The following is a 17,187-nucleotide window of genomic DNA, read 5'->3' on the forward strand; positions in this document are numbered from 1 at the left end:
GGCTACCGCGGTGGCGGCGGCGGGGGTTACGGCGTGAGCGGTTCGTCGGGCACCGGCGGCGGCGGTGGCGGTGGCGCCAGCTACCTGTCCAGTGGCGTGTCCGGGTCGTACACCGTGACGCTGTCGTCGCAGGCCGGGGCCGGCAACGGCGGCGCGTCGAGCGGTGCCGACGGCGGCGACGGATCGGTCTACATCCACTACCCCTAGGCGCTCAACGCAGCATCGCGAGCAGCTCGTCCGCCACGTCCGCCGCGTCGGCGCGGGTGCCGGCAACAGCCCGGGCGCCGTCCACGACGCCGGTCACCGCGGTCAGCGTGTCCGCAGGTCGGCTCGCCGCGCACACCGCGTTGTCGATCAGCCGCAGCGCTGCGTCTGCCGCGGACACCGGCATCAGGGTCACCGGCGCACCCGGTTCGTAGCGCAGCTCGGCGACAGCGCCGACAGGTAGCGGTTCGGGCATCACCGTGCCGCCGAGCTCACCGGCGGAAACCCGGTGCGGGCCGTCGGATGTGCGCAGCGCGAGCGGGCGCGGATAGCCGCGCACCAGACCGTCCGGCTGCAGGACGGCGTACTCGTCGGAGCCGTACGCGGCCCCCCGACGCACGAGTTCGGCGGCCAGCGTCGACTTGCCGCAGTGCGAGCGGCCCGGCAGCAGCAGCGCGTGCCCGTCGACGGCGACGACCGCGGCGTGCACGAAGACGAGTCCCGGGGCGTGTTCGGCGACGTGCAGCTCCAGCTCGCCCATGACGGACTCGACGTTCGACGGCGTCACCGGCCAGATGCGCTCCGGCTCGTCGGCCAGCCCGTCGTCGTGCCACCAGTACGGCAGTGCCGGCCCGATGACGTCGGCGTCGTCGGCCGCCACCCGCAGCCCCACGCGCACTCCGAACCCGGACGCACTGCGCACCACGTCGCTCACCACATGTCGCTCACGCTGTGACCCGCCCGCGCAGGGCCGGCACCACGACGTCCAGTGCGGCGTCGGCAGTGGCGAACATCTGCTCGTACGCCGCGTCCTCGAGGCCGTAAGGGTCGGCCAGGTCGTCGTCGTGTTCGACCGATTCGGCGTGGGCCGTTGCGGCCGCGGCAGCGACGAGGTCGGTCAACGCGCTGTCAGCCGGTGCGCGGGTCAGCACCCGGGCCAGCTCCTTGAGCGTGAAGACGCGCTCGGCCGCCGACGGGTCGAGCTGCTCCACGCGCACGCGGTGCACCCGGGCGGCGGTCACGACGAGCGCCGCCTGCCGCACGTCGCGCGTCGTGAGCTGCCGCGCCCTACTGCCGGAGACGTCGAGGCCCTGCGCCTGCAGCGCCCGCACGATCTGCGCGGCGGGCGCCTGGCCGGCCAGCGCCTGCGTACCGGCTGACTCCACCCGCAGATGGGGCAGTGCAGCTGCCAATCGGGCGCAGATGTAGGGCGAACGGCAGATGTTGCCGGTGCACACGACCAGGATCTGCTCCGGTCTCGCACGGTGCAGGCGGCCTCGGAGCACGGCCAGAGCCTAGTTGCGCACTGGACTGTTACTCACCGTAGCCGAATCATCACCAGAGGCGAGGAAATGCACCAACACTGTGTATGTTTTGTCCTTGTAAACTTTACGCGGAGCTGACATGATGGTTCCTATGTCCGACTGCCGGGTCGTGATTGTGCACGACTACGTGACCCAACGTGGCGGCGCCGAGCGCGTCACGCTGGACCTGCTGCGCGCTTTTCCCGGCGCGCGCCTCGTCACCGCCTGTTACAACCCGGAGACGACGTTCCCCGAGTTCGCCGACTACGACGTCGAAACGCTGTGGATCGGCGGCGTGGCCGCGCTGCGCCGCGACCCGCGGCGCGCGTTCCTGTTCCTGGCCCGTGCGTTCGCCGAGCACCGCATCGACGACGCGGACGTCGTCATCTGCTCCAGCAGTGGCTGGGCCCACCGCGTGCAGACGAGCGCACCGAAGATCGTCTACTGCCACAACCCCGCGCGCTGGCTCTACCAGCCCGACGACTACCTCGCCGGTGTGCCGGCATGGTTGCGCAAGAGCTTCGTGAACTGCACCAAGGGGCTGCGCGGCACCGACGCCGTGGCTGCGCACAGCGCGGCGCAGTACCTGGTCAACTCCGCCGCCGTCGCCGGCCGGGTCCACTCGTCGTACGGCATCGACTCGCGCATCGTCGCACCGGCCCGCGGTCTGACTCCGGACGGCCCGATGCAGGCGGTCCCTGGCGTCGAGCCGGGGTTCCTGCTCACGGTCGGCCGTGCCCGCGGCTACAAGCACACCGACGCCGTCGTCGATGCCGTGGCGTCGATGCCGGGGGAGCGGTTGGTCGTGGTCGGCGGGTCGCCGACGCGGCAGTGGCCGGAGGGCGTGACTGGTCTCGAGCGGCTCAGCGACGCGCAGATGCGCTGGCTGTACGCCAACGCTGGCGCCTTGGTCGCCGTCGCCAACGAGGACTTCGGCCTGACCCCGGTCGAGGCTCAGGCGTTCGGCCTGCCGACGATCGCGTTGCGCGCCGGCGGCTATCTGGACTCGTGCGTCGAGGACCTCACCGCGGTGTTCGTCGATCTGCCCACTTCCGCACGCATCGCCGACGGCATCCGCGACCTGCGCTCGCGCACCTGGGACACGGCGGCCATCAAGCAGTGCGGTGAGCGGTACTCGGTGCAGGCCTTCGCCGCGCGCGTCCACACCATCGTCGACGAGGTCCGCGGCTCGGTCCGCGTCACCGACCCGGCCGCACAGGCCGTCCGCAGCGAACGGCTCGTCGCGCCGACGGCGCCGACGCGGCGGTTGCAGACACAGCCCGCGTAACAGGGTCCGGCGCCCGAGCGCACCTATGCTGACGTGATGATCGCGCCCGCGCGCCTAAGCGGCCCGGCGCGGCAGACCGTGGTGTTCGTCGCGTGCGGCATCGCGCTCGGCCTCGGCGCCGGAGCGGCGGTAGCGCACAACCTGCGGCTCGGGCTCGTCGTGGCGATCGTCCTCGTCGGGATCGTCGTCACGCTGACCCGCGCGGTCCTCGTCGGCATCGCGGCGCTCGTCGGCACGTACGCCACCTACCGGCTCGGCGGCGCGGCCGACGCCGGAGGTGTCTCCTACTCCGACGCCCTGCTCGCGGTCGCGACGCTGCTGGCGGTGCCGTCCCTGCTGGGCACGCAGGAGCTGCGCCGGTTGCGCATCCCCCTCGTCGGCATCGGCATCTATCTGGCGTCCCTGCTGCCCACGGTGTTCCTCAACCCCTCGCACCGCGCCGATCTCGAATGGGTGCACCGCGTGTTCCTGGTCGCCGGAGCGATGGCCGTCGGCGCGTGGATCGTGCACGCGGGAGCCACCCGGCTCGCGCTGCGGGCACTCGCCGCGGTCAGCGCGATCGTCGCCGTCGCCGCGGTGGCCGACACCTTCGCGACCGGCTTCGACCCCGCTGCGCCGTTCGGCTTGAACAAGAACCTGATCGGCACGCTGCTCGGGATGGTCGTCGTACTACTGGTCGTGGCACGTGACTCGTTCGGCTTCTCCCGGCGCGCTCGCGTGTACGTGCTCGCGGTCGTCGCTGCCGGGCTGCTCGCCTCGCAATCGCGTGGCGGCATGCTCGGTGCGGCCGCCGCCCTGTTGCTCGCCTTCGCGCTCGACTGGCGGGGGCACGGCCGCAGTGCGCGCATCGTCGGCTCGATCGTGGCGGCGGCCTTCATCGGCTTCGGTGGGTACTCGGTGCATCAGGAGCTGAACCAGACCACGCTCGATCTCAACAACAGCAGCATCGGCGTGCGGTTCAACGTCGAACACGTCACGCGCGAGATCTGGCAGACCTCGCCGATCGACGGCGTCGGGCTCAAGTACTTCTTCAGCGGCATCTACGGAGCGCAGGCGCAGGCGCCGAACAACGTCGTCGACAACGAGCTCGCCGAGTCCGGGCTGATCGGCCTGACCGGTTTCGTGCTCTTCCAGGGCAGCATGGTCATGGCCGGGGTCCGCCGCAGACGTGACGGTCAGTTGCTCGTCGCCGGCACGTGCTGCGTCGTCGGGGAGCTGCTGCACGGGATGGTCGACATCTACTGGTCCGCCGGCAGCGTGACGCTGCCGTTCCTGCTGTTCGGCCTCGGGCTCGCCACGCCTCCGCGCGCCGAACCGTGGGACGAAGCACCGTCGCGGACGCCGCAGCGGCAGTTCAGCCCAACAGGGTGACGGCGCGGTCGAGCACCGCCGGCCAGGTCAGCTCCGCGACGCTCGGTGCGGCGCCCGCGGTGAGCCGCTGACGAGTCGGCTCGTCGAGCAATTGGGCAAGCAGCCCGGCGAGTTCCGCGACGTCGTTCGGATCGTGTTGCAGCAAGCCGTTGACGCCGTGCTCGATCAGGTCGCCGGCCCCCGGCACCGTCGTGGTGATCACCGGCAGGCCGCTGCCGAGTGCCTCGACGATCGCCATGCAGAACGCCTCGTACTTGGTCGGCAGGACGAACGCGTCGCACGCCGCGTGCAGGCCGCCGACGTCGCCGAGCGGGCCGACCCAGTGCACGGTCGCCGCTGCCTGCAGCTCGTCGATCAACGGTGCGTACGCCGCCGGATCCGCGGTGCCCGCGAGGACGAGGTGCATCGGCGCAGCGGAGGAGTTCGCATTCACCTCGGCGAGGGCGCGTACTGCGACCTCGAAACCCTTGCGGGACAGTTCGTTGGCGACCATGCACACGACGATCGCGTCCTCGGGCAGCCCCCACGCTGCACGAGCGGTGCCGCGCTCGCTACGCCGTGCCGGGTCGAACTCGGCCGGGTTGAACCCGTTGTGCACGGTGCGCACGACGCCTGCGTCGACGCCGTACAACCGTTCGAGATCGCTACCCACCTGGTCGGCCACCACGACGACGCGCGACCACGGCCGGTGGAAGTAGCTGCGTTCGAGCACGAGCCGCTCCTGGTGGCGCGGCAGGGCGTAGCGCAGCACCGGGTGCCGGCGCAGGCCGCCCTCGTGCAGGCGCCGGCCCGCCTGTAGCCACGCGCGGTGCACGCTGCCCACCCACGCGACGGTGGCCGGGACGGGCTGCACCCCGAAGCTGATCACGTGATCGAACTCCGAGACGCTGTAGAGCCGGCTGGCGGCCCGGCCGAAGCGCCACAGGCCCGCGGTGACGGCTCCTGCCTGGGCGACATCGCCGATGTCCACCTGCCGCACCGCGACATCGTCCAGCTCCGTGCGGTCGACGTCCGCGGCGACGATCGTCACCTCATGGTGGTGCTGCCAGTGGCGGGCGGCCTCCCAGATGGATCGCTCCACCCCGCCGCGCTTGTGCACTCCGTGGAAGACCAGCGCCAACCGCACGGCGACATCGTACGAGCGTGCCGAACCTTCATACTTCGTGCGTGCCCGAAGCAGTCGCCGCACCGACGCCGAGCGTCGTGATCGTCGCCTACCGCGCCGACGCGCATCTGGACCGGTGTCTGGCCGCGCTCGGGCCCGGTGCGCACGTGGTGATCGTCGACAACGACGCCGCGCCCAGCACGAAGGCCATCGCGGACGAGCACGGCGCGGAGTACATCGCCTCGCTGACCAACGTCGGGTTTGCCGCCGCGGTGAACATCGGTCTGCGGCACGTGGGCGACACGGACGTGCTGCTGCTCAATCCCGACGCGCGGCTCGGCCTGGGCGACGTGCGCCGGATGCAGACGGCCCTGCGCGCGCCGGGCACGCACCGAGCGGCCGTCGGACCGCGGCTGGTCGGCGCGGACGGCGGCGCCCAGCTTGCGCAGTGGCCGATGCCGTCGCCGGCACAGATCTGGCTCGACGCCGTCGGGCTGGGCCGGTTGTGGCGCGGCCGCACCTTCGTGGTCGGCGCGGCGCTGATGCTGCACGCCGACGCGCTGACCGAGCTCGGCGGCCTCGACGAGCGCTACTTCCTCTACGCCGAGGAGGCGGACTGGCAGCTGGGCGCGCTGCATGCCGGCTGGCAGCTGCATGTCGTCGACACGGTCACCTGCACGCACGTCGGTGCCGCGAGCAGCAGCGACCCGGTACGCCGGGAGCGGCTGTTCCTCGCCAGCGGCCGTGCGTTCGCGCGGCGGTGGTACGGCCCGCTCGGCGCTGCCGTGATGCGCGCCGGGTCGCTGGTGGCCGCGGTGCGCCGCTCGCTGGTCGGCTCCGCCGAGAGCCGGGCCCGCAACCGGCGCCTGTTGCGGCTGCAGCTGACCGGGCCGCCCAGATGACCGGTGTCGGGCCGCCCCTGCATGTCGTGCACGTCGTGCGCTCGGACGGCTTCGCCGGTGTCGAACGCTACGTCGCCGACACGGCCACCGAACTGTCGCGGCGCGGTTGCCGGGTCGACGTCGTCGGCGGTTCACGCCAGCGCATGCACGGTGTTCTGCCGCCCGGCGTCCGCCATCATCGAGGCGACTCGGTGGCCCAGGTCGCGCGCGCACTGTGGCGCATCGGCCGCGTCGACGTCGTGCACGCGCACATGACCGCGGCCGAATCCGCGGTGGCCGCGCTGCGCAAGCGCAACCGTGGCGCGTTCGTCACCACGCGGCACTTCGCCGGCCGACGTGGCACCAGCCGACTGGGCCGGATGTCCGCCCCGGCCATCTCGGCGCAGCTGGATCTGCAACTCGCCGTGAGTCGCTTCGTCGCGGACTCGATCGGCGAGCCGAGCACGGTGCTGCTCAGCGGCGTGCCGGCCAGCGAGACGACGCGCGATGCAATGGGACGTGTCGTCACCGTGTTGCAGCGACTCGAGCCGGAGAAGAGCACGGACGTCGCGGTACGCGCGTGGGCGGCGAGCGGACTGGCCGAACACGGTTGGCGGCTCGAAGTACACGGCGCGGGCAGCAGGCTCGACGCGTTGCGCGTGCTGGCGGCGAAGGAGGGCGTCGCCGACTCGACGCGTTTCGCCGGGCCGACCACGACACCGCGCGCGGTGCTGGCGCGCAGCGCTGTGCTCATCGCCCCGACGGCGGTCGAGGCACTCGGCCTCGTGGTCCTGGAAGCCATGGCGGAAGGCGCGGCGGTCGTCGCGGCCGACGGCGGCGCGCACCGCGAGACGCTCGGCCCGCTCGGCCGGTACTTCCCGCCGGGCGACGCGCAGGCCTGTGCCGAGCAGCTGCGCCGATTGGCCGGCGACCCGGAAGGCTGCGCGCAGACGGGAGCCGCGCTGCAGGAGCGGTTCCTCGCGTCGTTCACCGTGCAGGCACACGTCGACCGGTTGCTCGAGCACTACCGGCGGGTGCAGCAGTGAGCAGTCCCGTCCGGGTGGCCGTGCTGAGCCTCGAACCGTGGGACGACGTGTGGCGGCGCAACCAGCACTTCGCCGCCCGACTGGTCCGCGATCCAGCAGTGCGTGACCTGCTGTTCGTCACCCCACCGCGTGGCGGCCTGGCCTGGCGCGCGCAACGGCACAGACCACTGCCCGGCGTCGAGGTCGTCACCCCGCCGCTGCTGGTGCCGCGCCGCTTCGGCGGGTATCGGGTGCTGGGCGCGTGGCTGCGCCGCGCGACCCGGTCCGCGGACGTGTTGTGGATCAACGACCCGGTGGCCGGCGTCGCAGCACTGCGCCCGGGCGTGCGCGCGGTGTACGACGTCACCGACGACTGGCGCTCGATGCCGCAGGCCGACGCGGATGCGCGCCGCACCGTCACCGCCGAGGACATACTCGCGAGACGTGCCACGACGGTGGTGTGTTCCGACGAGCTCGCGCTGCGCTGGCAGCAGCGCTACGCCGTGCAGCCGACCGTGGTGCGCAACGGCGTGGACGTGTCGGCGATCCGCGGTGCGCAGCCGATCGAACTCGCGGGCCGCGCGCCGCATGCCGTGTACGTCGGCACGTTGCACGCCAACCGCTTCGACGTCGCGCTCACGGCGGCTCTCGCGCAGGCGTGGCCGGGCACCGTGCATCTCGTCGGCCCGATCGGTCTGTCCGAGATCCATCGCACGCTGTTGACCGATGCGGGTGCACGGCTGGTCGGCGCCGTTCCGGCGCGCGACGTACCGCGGTGGCTCGTCGCCGCCGACGTGCTGATCTGCCCGCACGTCGTCGACGACTTCACGCTCAGTCTGGACGCGATCAAGTCGCACGAGTACCTCGCCACGGACCTGCCGGTCGTCGCGACACCGAGCAGCGGTTTCCAATCGTTGTCGGCGCCGGGACTGACGGTGGTCGACCGGGATCGCTTCGTCGACGCCGCGCTCGTGGCAGCCGGCGCCGGGCCGGTCCGGCGTGACGTTGCGGTGGACTGGGACGAGCGCGCCGCGCAGTTCCGCGACGTCCTGCTGCCCGACGGAGACGCCCGGTGAGCGGAACGTGGATCGTCGTGCTCAACTGGAACGGCCGCGACGACACCCTGGAGCTGCTCGACACGCTCGCCGGCGAACCGGCCACGGTGCTCGTCGTCGACAACGGGTCCTTCGACGGCACTCTCGAGGCCGTCCGCGAGCGGCACCCCGAGGTGCACACGCTGCAGACCGGTGCCAATCTCGGCTACGCCGGCGGCAACAACGTCGGCATCACCCAGGCGCTTGCCGCGGATGCCGACATCGTCGCGGTGCTCAACAACGACACCCTGGTCGAACCCGGATTCCTCACACCGCTCGTCGAGATCGCCGCGGACGGCGCCGCTGCGGTCTCGCCGGACATCCGGTACGCCGACGAGCCCGAGGTGTCGTGGTTCCGCGGTTCCCGGATCGATCTGCGCGACGGATGGCCGCAGCACCTACCCCCGGCCGATCAGCCGCCCGCGGCCGCCGGACCGTTCGCCAGCCCGGTGCTCACCGGCTGCTGCGTCGTCGCCTCGGCACAGACGTGGCGGCGGGTGGGCCTGTTCGACGACGGCATGTTCCTGATGTTCGAGGACAGCGACTGGAGCCGGCGCGCGGCGGACGCCGGCGTCGACCTGATCGTGGCGCCGCGCAGCCGCATCCGACACAAGGTGTCCCGCTCGTTCACGGGCGAGGCGAGCGTGCTCGGCACGTACTACTTCGCACGCAACGGCGCGGTGTTCGCCGCGCGCCACCTCGGTGTGCGCGGCACCGCACGCTTCGTCGTGCGCCGGGTGCTGCGCTCGACGTTGGGCGAGCTGCGCGACCCGGCCCGGCGGCCGTTCGCGCTGATGGCCTATCTCGGGTTGCTCGCGGCCCTCACCCGCAGACGCGGTCCGGCCGGCCGTGTTGCCACGGCCCTCGCCCGGCGGGTCGTCGCCGGGTCAGCGGTCGCCGGCCACTAGCAGGTCGTCGAGCGCAGCCGTGGTCGGCGCCAGCCGCGGCCACAGACCCGCCGCGAACGGATGGAAGTCGCGCATCCGGCGCCAGCGGAGCGGCGTGGGCAGCCAGGTGGCCCAGTAGTACCGCAGGCTGCGCAGGCCCTGGTTGTGCGCCGACGACGCGAGCTTGGCGTGCACGACGGCCCGGGACCGGCCCCAGCTGTTGTGCACGATCGACTCCGGGTCGTGCAGGAGCGGGAGCCGCACCTCACGTTCCTCGGCCGGTCGGGCGACCTGCAGCGACGACGTGTCGCCGACGACCACCGGCCGCAGGAAGCGACCCGTCGCGCGGCGCGACTCGATGAGCTCGACGCCTGGTCGGACGGCGATCGGACCGGGGTATTCGTAGAACGGCGTCCCCGTCCGCGTGGTGACCTGCAGATACCGGCCGTCCGGCAGCCGCCGGTACAGCACCCGCATCGGCCACTCGACGACGTCGATGTCGAGCCGGTCCGCCTCGTCCAGCACGCGGTGCAACGCCGCGAGGTCGGGCAGCAGCTCGTCCGTGTCGATCTGCAGGACCCAGTCGACGTCGGCTCCGACGGCGGCGAGCGCCTGCCGCCGCTGCCGGGTGTCCGCGCGGATCGGTTCCTGGACGTCGCGCCACGTGCCGTGCTCGACCGTGACGATCCGCCGGGCGTCGAGCGCGCGTGCCGCCTCGACGCACTCGGCCGAGCGGATCGGCTTGCCCGTCCAGCCCGTTGCGTCGGCGGCGGCCGACACGACGAGGACGTCGACGGCGTCGTAGTAACGGCTGATGCTCGAGCGCAGCCAGGTGGGGTCGGCGGCCAGCACATACGCCCCCAACCGGCGCGAACCGCTAGCGCCCACGGGCGGCTCGGGCCTGCGCCACACGGTTGCGCACCGCCCGCGGGAACATTCTCAGGGTCTCGCGCAAACCGAGATCACGCTCGGCCTGGCGCCGGGCCTGCCAGAACAGTTCGGGATGGATCAGCGGCAGTGGCGCTGCCGGTTCGGCGCTCGCCCCGGCCGCGTGCAGGCGATCGGCTGCGGCGCCGGTGGCGTAGAGCAGCACGTTCTGCCGGTACCACCAGTCGACGTCCGGGTCGTTCCACACCTGCCGACGCAGCACGTCGAAGCACGCAAAGCCGTGCTCGGCGAAGCGCGAATACCAGTAGTCCGGCCACTGCTCGTTGAGGTGCCAGTCGCCGCCCTGCTCGGGCACCGCGGCGGAGAACAGGACGGCGTCGGCGTGCCGGGTCAGCGAGCGGACGAAACCGTCTGCGGATCGCGCCGGCAGGTGTTCGGCGACCTCGACGGTGACGGCGAGGTCGAAGCGCCGACCGAGATCGAACTCGCGCTCGAGGTTCAGTGCGCGGATCTGCTCGGGCCGTACCTGCAGCTGTGCGGGATCGGGATGACCACCCTCGATGCCGTAGACGTCCGTTGCGCCCAGGTCGCGGAAGGCCGCCAGCCAGGCGCCCGCGCCGCAGCCGACGTCGAGCACGCTCGTCGGCGCGAGCAGCGACATCACCATGCCCGCAACAGCGTCCGCGGACGCCCGTGCGGCGTTCACCTGCGTGGCGTAGTGCGCCGCGGGATACGGCGTCGACGACGTCATGCCCGCAGTGAAGCACACCGGCGGTCCGCACGACCGGCGCTCACGCCGGGTCCGAGCCGCGCATACCTATCAGCCCGGCGATGCGGGTGAGCGGGCCGGCCGCCCGCGGGAAGCTCGAGACGACAGCCGCCACATCATCGTCGGTCAGCAGCCCGCCGGCGGTGCGCACGACACCGAGCACGCCGAGCAGGGAGACGACGGCCGTCACGGCAGCCAGTGCGACGGCGTTCACGTGGTGCCGCACGAGCAACGCCACCACGCACACCACGATCACCCACACCAGGACGCCGACGAAAGGCGTCAGCGTGCGTGCCGCGGCGCGCACCGGAAGCTGCAGGTAGCGGCGCAGGATGAACGCCGGCGCGGCGAGGGCGACGAGCTGGCCTGCGGAGTTGCCCACGACCGCGCCCACCGCACCGAGTGCCGGCACGAGCGCAACGACCAGCACGAGGTCGACGACCAGCGCAGCGGTGTTCACGCCCAGCGACAGCAACGGGCGGCGCAGGGCGCCGACGAACGCGATCATCGGGTGCAGCACGGACTGCAGGCAGCTCACCGCACCGAGGCTGACGAACAATGCGGCGGTCAGGGCGAACCGCCCGCCGTAGACACTCGGCACCAACACGGCGACCACCGGCACGCCCAGCGCGACCACCGGCACCGTGGCCAGCGACGACAGCCGGATGCCGCGCAGCACCGCAGCCGATGCGCGCTCGCGGTCGATCGCCACGAGGCCCGCGGCGGCGGGGATCAATGGGCCCAGCATGGCGTCCACCGGCGCGGTGATCTGCGCCGCCAGCCCCGCGGCGAGCGCGAAGACGCCGGCTGCGGCGACGTCGCCGTACGCGTCGAGGACCAGCAGCTCCGTCCGGGCGAACACGAGCTCCTGCACCAGCGTCACGACGAGCACCCGCGCGGCGTACCGCGCGAAGCCGTCCGGCCAGTGGTGCGGCGGCAGCGGGTGCAGGCTCGCGCGCCGGATGTCGGACGGGGCCAACGCGAGCGCGCCGATGGGGGAAAGGACCGCGACGGCGATCCGCGCCACCCACGTCGGGCCGGCCGCGTGCGACCCGACCGCGGCGGTCACCACGGCGAGCTGCGTCGCGAGGCCCACCGCAATGGCCACCTTGGCGAGCACCGCGTTGCGGCCCATCGCACTGAGCAGCACCGTGTTCGTGCCGATGACCATCGTGGCGCCGACCGCCAGTGCTCCGACCACCTGGACGGCAACCGATTCGCGGTGCAGCAGGATCACCGCGCCGAGCGCGCCGAGCGGCCCCTCGACGAACACGTGGTAGCCCGCGCATCGGCGACACAGGTCGAGTAGCGCGGACCGCTCGCCGCGTGCGTGGGCAGCGGCGCCCCACTGCAGGGTCGCGTCGCTGACCCCGCCGTTGAGCACGATCAATCCGATGGCATACACCGCCGTGTACGACGCGACGAGACCGAAACCGTGCGGCCCCAACGTCCGGGCGACGACCAGATTGACCGCGAACGCCAGGGGCAGCCCGAGCGCGGCTTGCACGGCTGTCCACCACGAGCCGCGCATCGCCGAGCGCTGCAATCCGGCAGGTGTCTGCTGCGACTCCGGGCTGCCCGGCGAGAGATCCTCCGCCACCGGCTCGAGCGCGGGTTCCGGGTCGGGCAGCCCGCGCGGTCGCGGTGGCGGGGCGTCTTCGGTCACGGCCGATCAGTGCGCCGCAGCGCCGAACACCGCGCGGCACCGGTTCAACCACTCGTGGCCCCATCGGTCGTCCGGTTCGAGATGACACCCTTCGGCCCACTCGTTCCACGCATTGACGAACACGAGCGGCGGATCCTGCGGTCGCTGCCGCGCAACGATCGAGCGCAGCCACTGCTCGAAGCCGTCCGGCGTCGGCTCGGTGACGATGATCGCATCGCCGTGCGCGCGCCGGGCCGTGTTGTCCCAGGACGGGAAGGCGCTCTCGCAGGTGGGCCAAGCCGGTCGCGGTGTTGCGACATGCGCGTCGCGTACCCGTGCGTAGTCGTAGACGGTGTTGTTGCGGAACCGTGGCCACCGCTTGGCCAGCAGCTTCGACTCCAGCTTCATCAGCTTCTCGCGACGCTCGTCCGGTGCGCGCTGGATCGTCAGCCAGTTCGGCGCCCATCGCACGCTGAAATCCAGACCCCACTCTCGCACGTCCACGTCCTCGGCGAAGGCAACGCAGCCGCCGAGCAGGAGTTCGACGCCGACCCTGGCCGCCGCAGAGCGCAGCACGTCCACCGTCGCCTTCGCGTCCGGCAGGTGGTGCGGGTTGTAGACGAGGAACACGGCCTTGCCGTCGAGCCGGTAGTAGCGCTCGTTGGCGAAGTAGGCCGCCAGGTGCTCGGCGTGCGCGGCGTCGTCCTCGGGCGAGTACGTCTGCTCCAGCGTCGCGACGTCGTCTCGGCCACGCCACTCGAGCGTCCAGCTCTCGTTCGCCCAGCACAGCAGGTAACGCACCTCGTGCGGCGGGTCGGCGAAGAACTCCTCGATCGGCCGTTGCATCAACCGCCGGCCGTGGAACCAGTAGTGGTAGAGCGCGAACGCCTCGATGCCGGCCGCGAGCGCCAGATCGCGTTGCTGCGCGCGCACCTCCGGCACCCGCAGGTCGTAGAAGCCGAGGTCGGCCGGCAGCTGCGGCTGGTGATGGCCCGGGAACAACGGACGGGCGCGGACGACGTTGTTCCACTCGGTGAATCCCGTGCCCCAGTGCCGATCGTTCTCCGGGAACGGGTGGTACTGCGGCAGGAAGAACGAGATCGCCCTCGCTCGCTGGCTCAAGAGAGATCCTTTCCCGTGACCCCCGCAGTCTGGCCGCAACTTATCGTGCGACGGCGGCGACCGGCCGTCAGCGACGTGTCACGGAGTCGTAGACGTCCAGCACGGTCCGCGCGCAGCGGTCCCAGGTGAAGGCCGCGGCATGGTCGATGCCGCGCGCACGTCGTGCCGCGCGCCGGTCCGGACCCTCGCGCAGGACGCGCCCGATGGCGTCCGCGATCGCCGCCGTGTCCGTCGGGTCGGGCAGCTCGGCCGCAGGGCCGGCGATCTCGCTCAGCGCGCTGCCCGATCCGGCGATCACCGGTGTGCCGCACGCCATCGCCTCCAGTGCCGGCATGCCGAAGCCCTCGTACAGCGATGCGTACAACAGCGCGTCGGCGTGCCGGTAGAGCGCGACGACCTCGTCGTCCGGGACGTGGCCGACGAACGCCAACGCCTCCGGCGGCAGCGACTGCGGGGCGCCCGCGCGCAGTTGGCGTTCCGCGGCGCGCACCGGACCGGCCAGCACGAACCGCAGGTCCGGGCGATCCAGCTCCGCCCGCGCCCGGGCGAACGCCTCGATCATCCGCGGCACGTTCTTGCGCGGCGTCTGGCCGCCGACGAACAGCACGTACGGCACGGCGAACGGTCGCGGGGACTCGCCGGGGCGGAAGCGCTCGTGATCGACGCCGTTGTACGCGACGTGCACCCGTTGGGGGGCGATCTCGAACGCGGCGCAGATGGCGTCCTTGGAGAACCGGGAGACGGTGAGCACCGCGGCCGCTCGGCGCAGCAACCGGTCGGCGTGGACGTACATCCGGCCCTCGGCGTCCGGCCAGTCCAGCGCCACCGTGTCGTGCAGGGTGACGACGAGCTTCTGATCGGGCACCGCGGGATCCGCGTCGGTGTGGAACTGGTGGTAGACGTCGTAGCCGCCCAGCAGCAGCCGCTCGGACGGGAAGTGCGTCGCCGCCTGCAGCGGGCGCAGAGCAGTTGTCGGCACCGGAATCGTGGCGGCCCGCACCCGTGCGTCGATGCGTGCTGCCGATGCCCGGTGCGCCGCGCGGCCGCGGATGCTCGCCTGCCGGGTGCGGACCTCGAGGTCGGTCCGTGCCGCCAGCATTGCGCGGACGAGCTCGGTCAGGTGCACTCCCGGCCCGGTGCGCTGCTCGCCGACCAGCGGTGCGCTGATCACAATGCGGGTCACGACCTGCTGCCCGTCGCGGAGGCGTATGCGTCCAGGTAACCGGCGACGCACGCATCCCAACCCAGGCCGGCGACCTGCTCGCGGGCGACGTCGGCACGCTGCCGCGCCGCCGGCTCGTCCGCGAAGAGCCGCGTCAACGCCGTCGCGAGATCGCCGGCGTCGTCGGGCCGGAACAGCATGCCGGTGACGCCGTCCTGGACGATCTCCGGCACGCCGCCGACTGCCGCGGCGACCACCGGCGTGCCTGCCGCCATGGCCTCGAGCACCACGAGGCCCAGCGCCTCAGCCCGCGAGGGCAGCACGAACGCGGTCGAGGCGCGCATCCGCTGCGCGAGCTCGGCGTGCGGCAGCGGGCCGACGAGCTCGATCCGTCCGGCAGCCGGCGATGCGTCGATGCGTCGGCGCAGTGCGTCGTGTGCCCATCCCTCGCCGGCGATGACCAGACGCACGTCGGCGAGGTCGTCCGGCAGGCGTTCCCATGCGTCGACGAGCAGGTCGAAGCCCTTGTTCGGTACGAGCCGTCCCGCTGCGAGGACGAATCGCGGTCGAGCGGGCTGCGGCGTGCCGAAGAACAGGTCGAGGTCGACGCCATTGCGCACGACCCGTGCACTGCGGAACGCGCGACCGTAGAAGTGTTGTGCCTCGTCGAGGGTGTACTGCGACGGCGCGGTCACCATGTCGGCGCGATCCATCAAGCGGCGCCACGCCGCACGCAGCGACGGGTCACGCTGATAGATGCCGGCCGCGTCGCCGCTCAGTTCGCCATGCACCGACACCACCAGCGGCACGTCGAGCGTCCGCGCAGTCGCCAATGCGTAGCGTGCGTTGCTGCTCACGCAGTGCACGTTGACGAGGTCGCAGCCGTGCTCGCGCGCCACGTCGACCACTGCGCGCTGTGCCGCCCGGGCATACAGCACGAAACCGCCGATGCCGCGCGCGGATCTGTGCGGCACCCGGAACGCGACGCGGCGGACCGGCACGCCGCCGACGTGCTCGTTCTCGGGCAGGGACTTCGGCCACCGATTGGTGATCACCAGCGGCTCGTGACCACCCGCTGCGAGCCCTGCGGCCACGTGCTCGGCCACGCTCTCCACGCCGCCCAGGTGCGGCGCGTAGCTGCTCGGCACGAGCACGACCTTCACGCGCGCCAAGGCTGCCACACGCGCCATCTGATCTAGGGTTGCCGCGTGCCGTGGTCGCCGCGTCGTTACCTGGCCGACCGGTTGCGTCCGGCTCTGCGCGGCTGAGCCCCGTGCGAGTTCTGCGCGTCTACCACGAGGGCCGGGACCCGGCGCACCGCCAGCGCGACCGCGCACTGGTGCAGGCCGGTGCCGAACTGCTGCTGGTCGCGCCCCGGGTGTGGCCCGGCGCGGACGACGTCGCGGACGACCTGGTCCGGATCGTGGGCCTGCCGGTGATGCGGCAGGGCGACGTCAACCGGCATCTCTACGCGAATGCCGCTGTGGTCGGCGACCTGGTGCAGCGTTTCCGGCCGGACGTCGTCGACCTGCACGAGGAACCGTTCAGCTCGGTCGTGCATCAGCTGCTGCGCGTGCTGCCGCGTGAGCAGGCGGTCGTCGGCTACACGGCGCAGAACGTCGACAAGCGGTTCCCGCCGCCGTTCGCGCAGTACGAGCGGTCCGCGCTGCGCCGCCTCGACGGCCTGTACCCGTGCAGCGCGCAGGCCGCGAGCGTTGCCGTCGGCAAGGGCTTCCGCGGCGCGGTGCAGGTGCTGCCGCTCGCGCCCGCGGCGGCGTTCTCGCCGGGCCAGCAGACGCCGCCGGTCGACGAGCTGCGCCTGCTGCTCGTCGGCCGGATGGTGCCGGAGAAGGGCGTCCGCGACGCCGTGCGGGTGCTCGCTGACGCCGGACCCGCAGCGACGCTGACCCTGGTCGGCGACGGTCCGGAGCTCGGGCCCGCACGCGAACTCGCCGAGCAGCTCGGCGTTGCCGACGCCGTGCACACCGAGGCGTGGGCCGGTGCGCAGGCCCTCGCCGAGCACTACCGCCGCGCACACGTCGTGCTCGTGCCGAGCACCGCGACCCAGACCTGGGCCGAGCAGTTCGGCCGGGTGGTGGTCGAGGCGCATGCGGCCGGCGCGGTGGTCGTCGCCTACGCGAGCGGGGCCCTGCCCGATGTCGTCGGCACGGCCGGGGTGCTGGTCGGCGAGGGCGATGCGGCGGCGATGTCGGCCGCGGTCGCGCACCTGCGTCGGTCGCCCGAGCAGTGGGCGGCACTGCGCGACGCCGGGCTCGGTGCGGTGGTCACGTGGGGTGACGTCGCCGCCGGGCAGCTCGGGCTCTACGAGCAGGCACTCGCCGTCGCGGCGCGGCGGGCCGGCGTGCGCCGCGGGTCGCCGGTGCGGGCCGACCGCGGCGGCGCGGTCGCTCGCTACGGCCCCACCGCGCGGCTCGGCGGCGT

16 protein-coding genes and 1 pseudogene are annotated in these 17,187 nt (G+C 72.5%); 8 read left to right on the plus strand and 9 right to left on the minus strand.

Translation table 11 applies throughout. The features are described 5' to 3' along the window. Positions 1-207 (plus strand): annotated as a pseudogene (locus tag ACFFCN_RS15660) (hypothetical protein); the annotation flags it as partial. 4 nt (positions 208-211) lie between these two features. Here the strand turns inward: ACFFCN_RS15660 and ACFFCN_RS15665 are convergent. Both ACFFCN_RS15665 and ACFFCN_RS15670 read right to left on the minus strand, forming a co-directional pair. Continuing rightward, positions 212-919 carry a hypothetical protein gene (locus ACFFCN_RS15665; RefSeq protein ID WP_375493118.1) on the minus strand — a complete coding sequence of 236 codons (708 nt, stop codon included), beginning with the start codon at positions 917-919 and terminating at the stop codon, positions 212-214. Between the two features lie 10 nt (positions 920-929). Next, a complete protein-coding gene (locus tag ACFFCN_RS15670) occupies positions 930-1,490 on the minus strand; it encodes a hypothetical protein (protein ID WP_375493119.1) in 561 nt (186 codons plus the stop codon). 130 nt (positions 1,491-1,620) lie between these two features. Between ACFFCN_RS15670 and ACFFCN_RS15675 the strand changes: the two genes are divergently transcribed. Both ACFFCN_RS15675 and ACFFCN_RS15680 read left to right on the plus strand, forming a co-directional pair. Further along, positions 1,621-2,796 (plus strand): glycosyltransferase, encoded by a 1,176-nt coding sequence (locus ACFFCN_RS15675; protein WP_375493121.1) that lies wholly within the window; start codon positions 1,621-1,623, stop codon positions 2,794-2,796. A gap of 36 nt (positions 2,797-2,832) precedes the next feature. Beyond that, on the plus strand, positions 2,833-4,167 hold the full coding sequence (locus tag ACFFCN_RS15680) for an O-antigen ligase family protein (protein ID WP_375493122.1): 1,335 nt from the start codon (positions 2,833-2,835) through the stop codon (positions 4,165-4,167). Here ACFFCN_RS15680 and ACFFCN_RS15685 read toward each other — a convergent pair. Next, positions 4,151-5,293, minus strand: coding sequence for a glycosyltransferase family 4 protein (locus ACFFCN_RS15685; RefSeq protein WP_375493124.1), 1,143 nt, complete (start codon positions 5,291-5,293; stop codon positions 4,151-4,153). The two genes, ACFFCN_RS15680 and ACFFCN_RS15685, sit on opposite strands and share 17 nt — an antisense overlap. A 41-nt stretch (positions 5,294-5,334) precedes the next feature. Between ACFFCN_RS15685 and ACFFCN_RS15690 the strand changes: the two genes are divergently transcribed. The 4 genes from ACFFCN_RS15690 to ACFFCN_RS15705 are packed head-to-tail and all read left to right on the plus strand — an operon-like array spanning position 5,335 to position 9,180. Further along, on the plus strand, positions 5,335-6,174 hold the full coding sequence (locus ACFFCN_RS15690; protein ID WP_375493126.1) for a glycosyltransferase family 2 protein: 840 nt from the start codon (positions 5,335-5,337) through the stop codon (positions 6,172-6,174). Further along, positions 6,171-7,199, plus strand: coding sequence for a glycosyltransferase family 4 protein (locus ACFFCN_RS15695; protein WP_375493127.1), 1,029 nt, complete (start codon positions 6,171-6,173; stop codon positions 7,197-7,199). The genes ACFFCN_RS15690 and ACFFCN_RS15695 overlap by 4 nt, the downstream gene beginning before the upstream one ends. Continuing rightward, complete coding sequence (locus tag ACFFCN_RS15700) at positions 7,196-8,254, plus strand: glycosyltransferase (protein ID WP_375493129.1); 1,059 nt, start codon at positions 7,196-7,198, stop codon at positions 8,252-8,254. The genes ACFFCN_RS15695 and ACFFCN_RS15700 overlap by 4 nt, the downstream gene beginning before the upstream one ends. After that, complete coding sequence (locus ACFFCN_RS15705; RefSeq protein WP_375493130.1) at positions 8,251-9,180, plus strand: glycosyltransferase family 2 protein; 930 nt, start codon at positions 8,251-8,253, stop codon at positions 9,178-9,180. Before ACFFCN_RS15700 ends, ACFFCN_RS15705 begins: the two co-directional genes overlap by 4 nt. On the opposite strand, the gene ACFFCN_RS15710 is transcribed toward ACFFCN_RS15705, so the two are convergent. The 6 genes from ACFFCN_RS15710 to ACFFCN_RS15735 all read right to left on the minus strand — a co-directional run bounded on the left by ACFFCN_RS15710 (position 9,160) and on the right by ACFFCN_RS15735 (position 15,908). Further along, a complete protein-coding gene (locus ACFFCN_RS15710; protein WP_375493132.1) occupies positions 9,160-10,047 on the minus strand; it encodes a hypothetical protein in 888 nt (295 codons plus the stop codon). The two genes, ACFFCN_RS15705 and ACFFCN_RS15710, sit on opposite strands and share 21 nt — an antisense overlap. Further along, positions 10,037-10,798 (minus strand): class I SAM-dependent methyltransferase, encoded by a 762-nt coding sequence (locus ACFFCN_RS15715; RefSeq protein WP_375493134.1) that lies wholly within the window; start codon positions 10,796-10,798, stop codon positions 10,037-10,039. Before ACFFCN_RS15715 ends, ACFFCN_RS15710 begins: the two co-directional genes overlap by 11 nt. Before the next feature lie 40 nt (positions 10,799-10,838). Continuing rightward, a complete protein-coding gene (locus ACFFCN_RS15720; protein WP_375493136.1) occupies positions 10,839-12,482 on the minus strand; it encodes a lipopolysaccharide biosynthesis protein in 1,644 nt (547 codons plus the stop codon). A 6-nt stretch (positions 12,483-12,488) separates the two neighbouring features. After that, positions 12,489-13,583 carry a glycoside hydrolase family 99-like domain-containing protein gene (locus ACFFCN_RS15725; protein ID WP_375493138.1) on the minus strand — a complete coding sequence of 365 codons (1,095 nt, stop codon included), beginning with the start codon at positions 13,581-13,583 and terminating at the stop codon, positions 12,489-12,491. Between the two features lie 67 nt (positions 13,584-13,650). Then, positions 13,651-14,766, minus strand: a complete 1,116-nt coding sequence (locus ACFFCN_RS15730; protein WP_375493139.1) for a glycosyltransferase family 4 protein — start codon at positions 14,764-14,766, stop codon at positions 13,651-13,653. Beyond that, on the minus strand, positions 14,763-15,908 hold the full coding sequence (locus ACFFCN_RS15735; RefSeq protein ID WP_375493140.1) for a glycosyltransferase family 4 protein: 1,146 nt from the start codon (positions 15,906-15,908) through the stop codon (positions 14,763-14,765). Before ACFFCN_RS15735 ends, ACFFCN_RS15730 begins: the two co-directional genes overlap by 4 nt. A 110-nt stretch (positions 15,909-16,018) precedes the next feature. Between ACFFCN_RS15735 and ACFFCN_RS15740 the strand changes: the two genes are divergently transcribed. Continuing rightward, positions 16,019-17,187, plus strand: a 1,169-nt coding sequence (locus ACFFCN_RS15740; protein WP_375493141.1) for a glycosyltransferase, incomplete at its 3' end; no start/stop codon positions are given.

The organism is uncultured Jatrophihabitans sp. (assembly GCF_964246335.1).
Classification (GTDB): Bacteria; Actinomycetota; Actinomycetes; order Mycobacteriales; family Jatrophihabitantaceae; genus Jatrophihabitans.

Coding starts and splice junctions, on each gene's coding strand:
- ACFFCN_RS15675 (WP_375493121.1), top strand. CDS start 1,621: ATGTCCGACTGCCGGGTCGTGATTGTGCACGACTACGTGACCCAACGT.
- ACFFCN_RS15680 (WP_375493122.1), top strand. CDS start 2,833: ATGATCGCGCCCGCGCGCCTAAGCGGCCCGGCGCGGCAGACCGTGGTG.
- ACFFCN_RS15695 (WP_375493127.1), top strand. CDS start 6,171: ATGACCGGTGTCGGGCCGCCCCTGCATGTCGTGCACGTCGTGCGCTCG.
- ACFFCN_RS15715 (WP_375493134.1), bottom strand. CDS start 10,798: ATGACGTCGTCGACGCCGTATCCCGCGGCGCACTACGCCACGCAGGTG.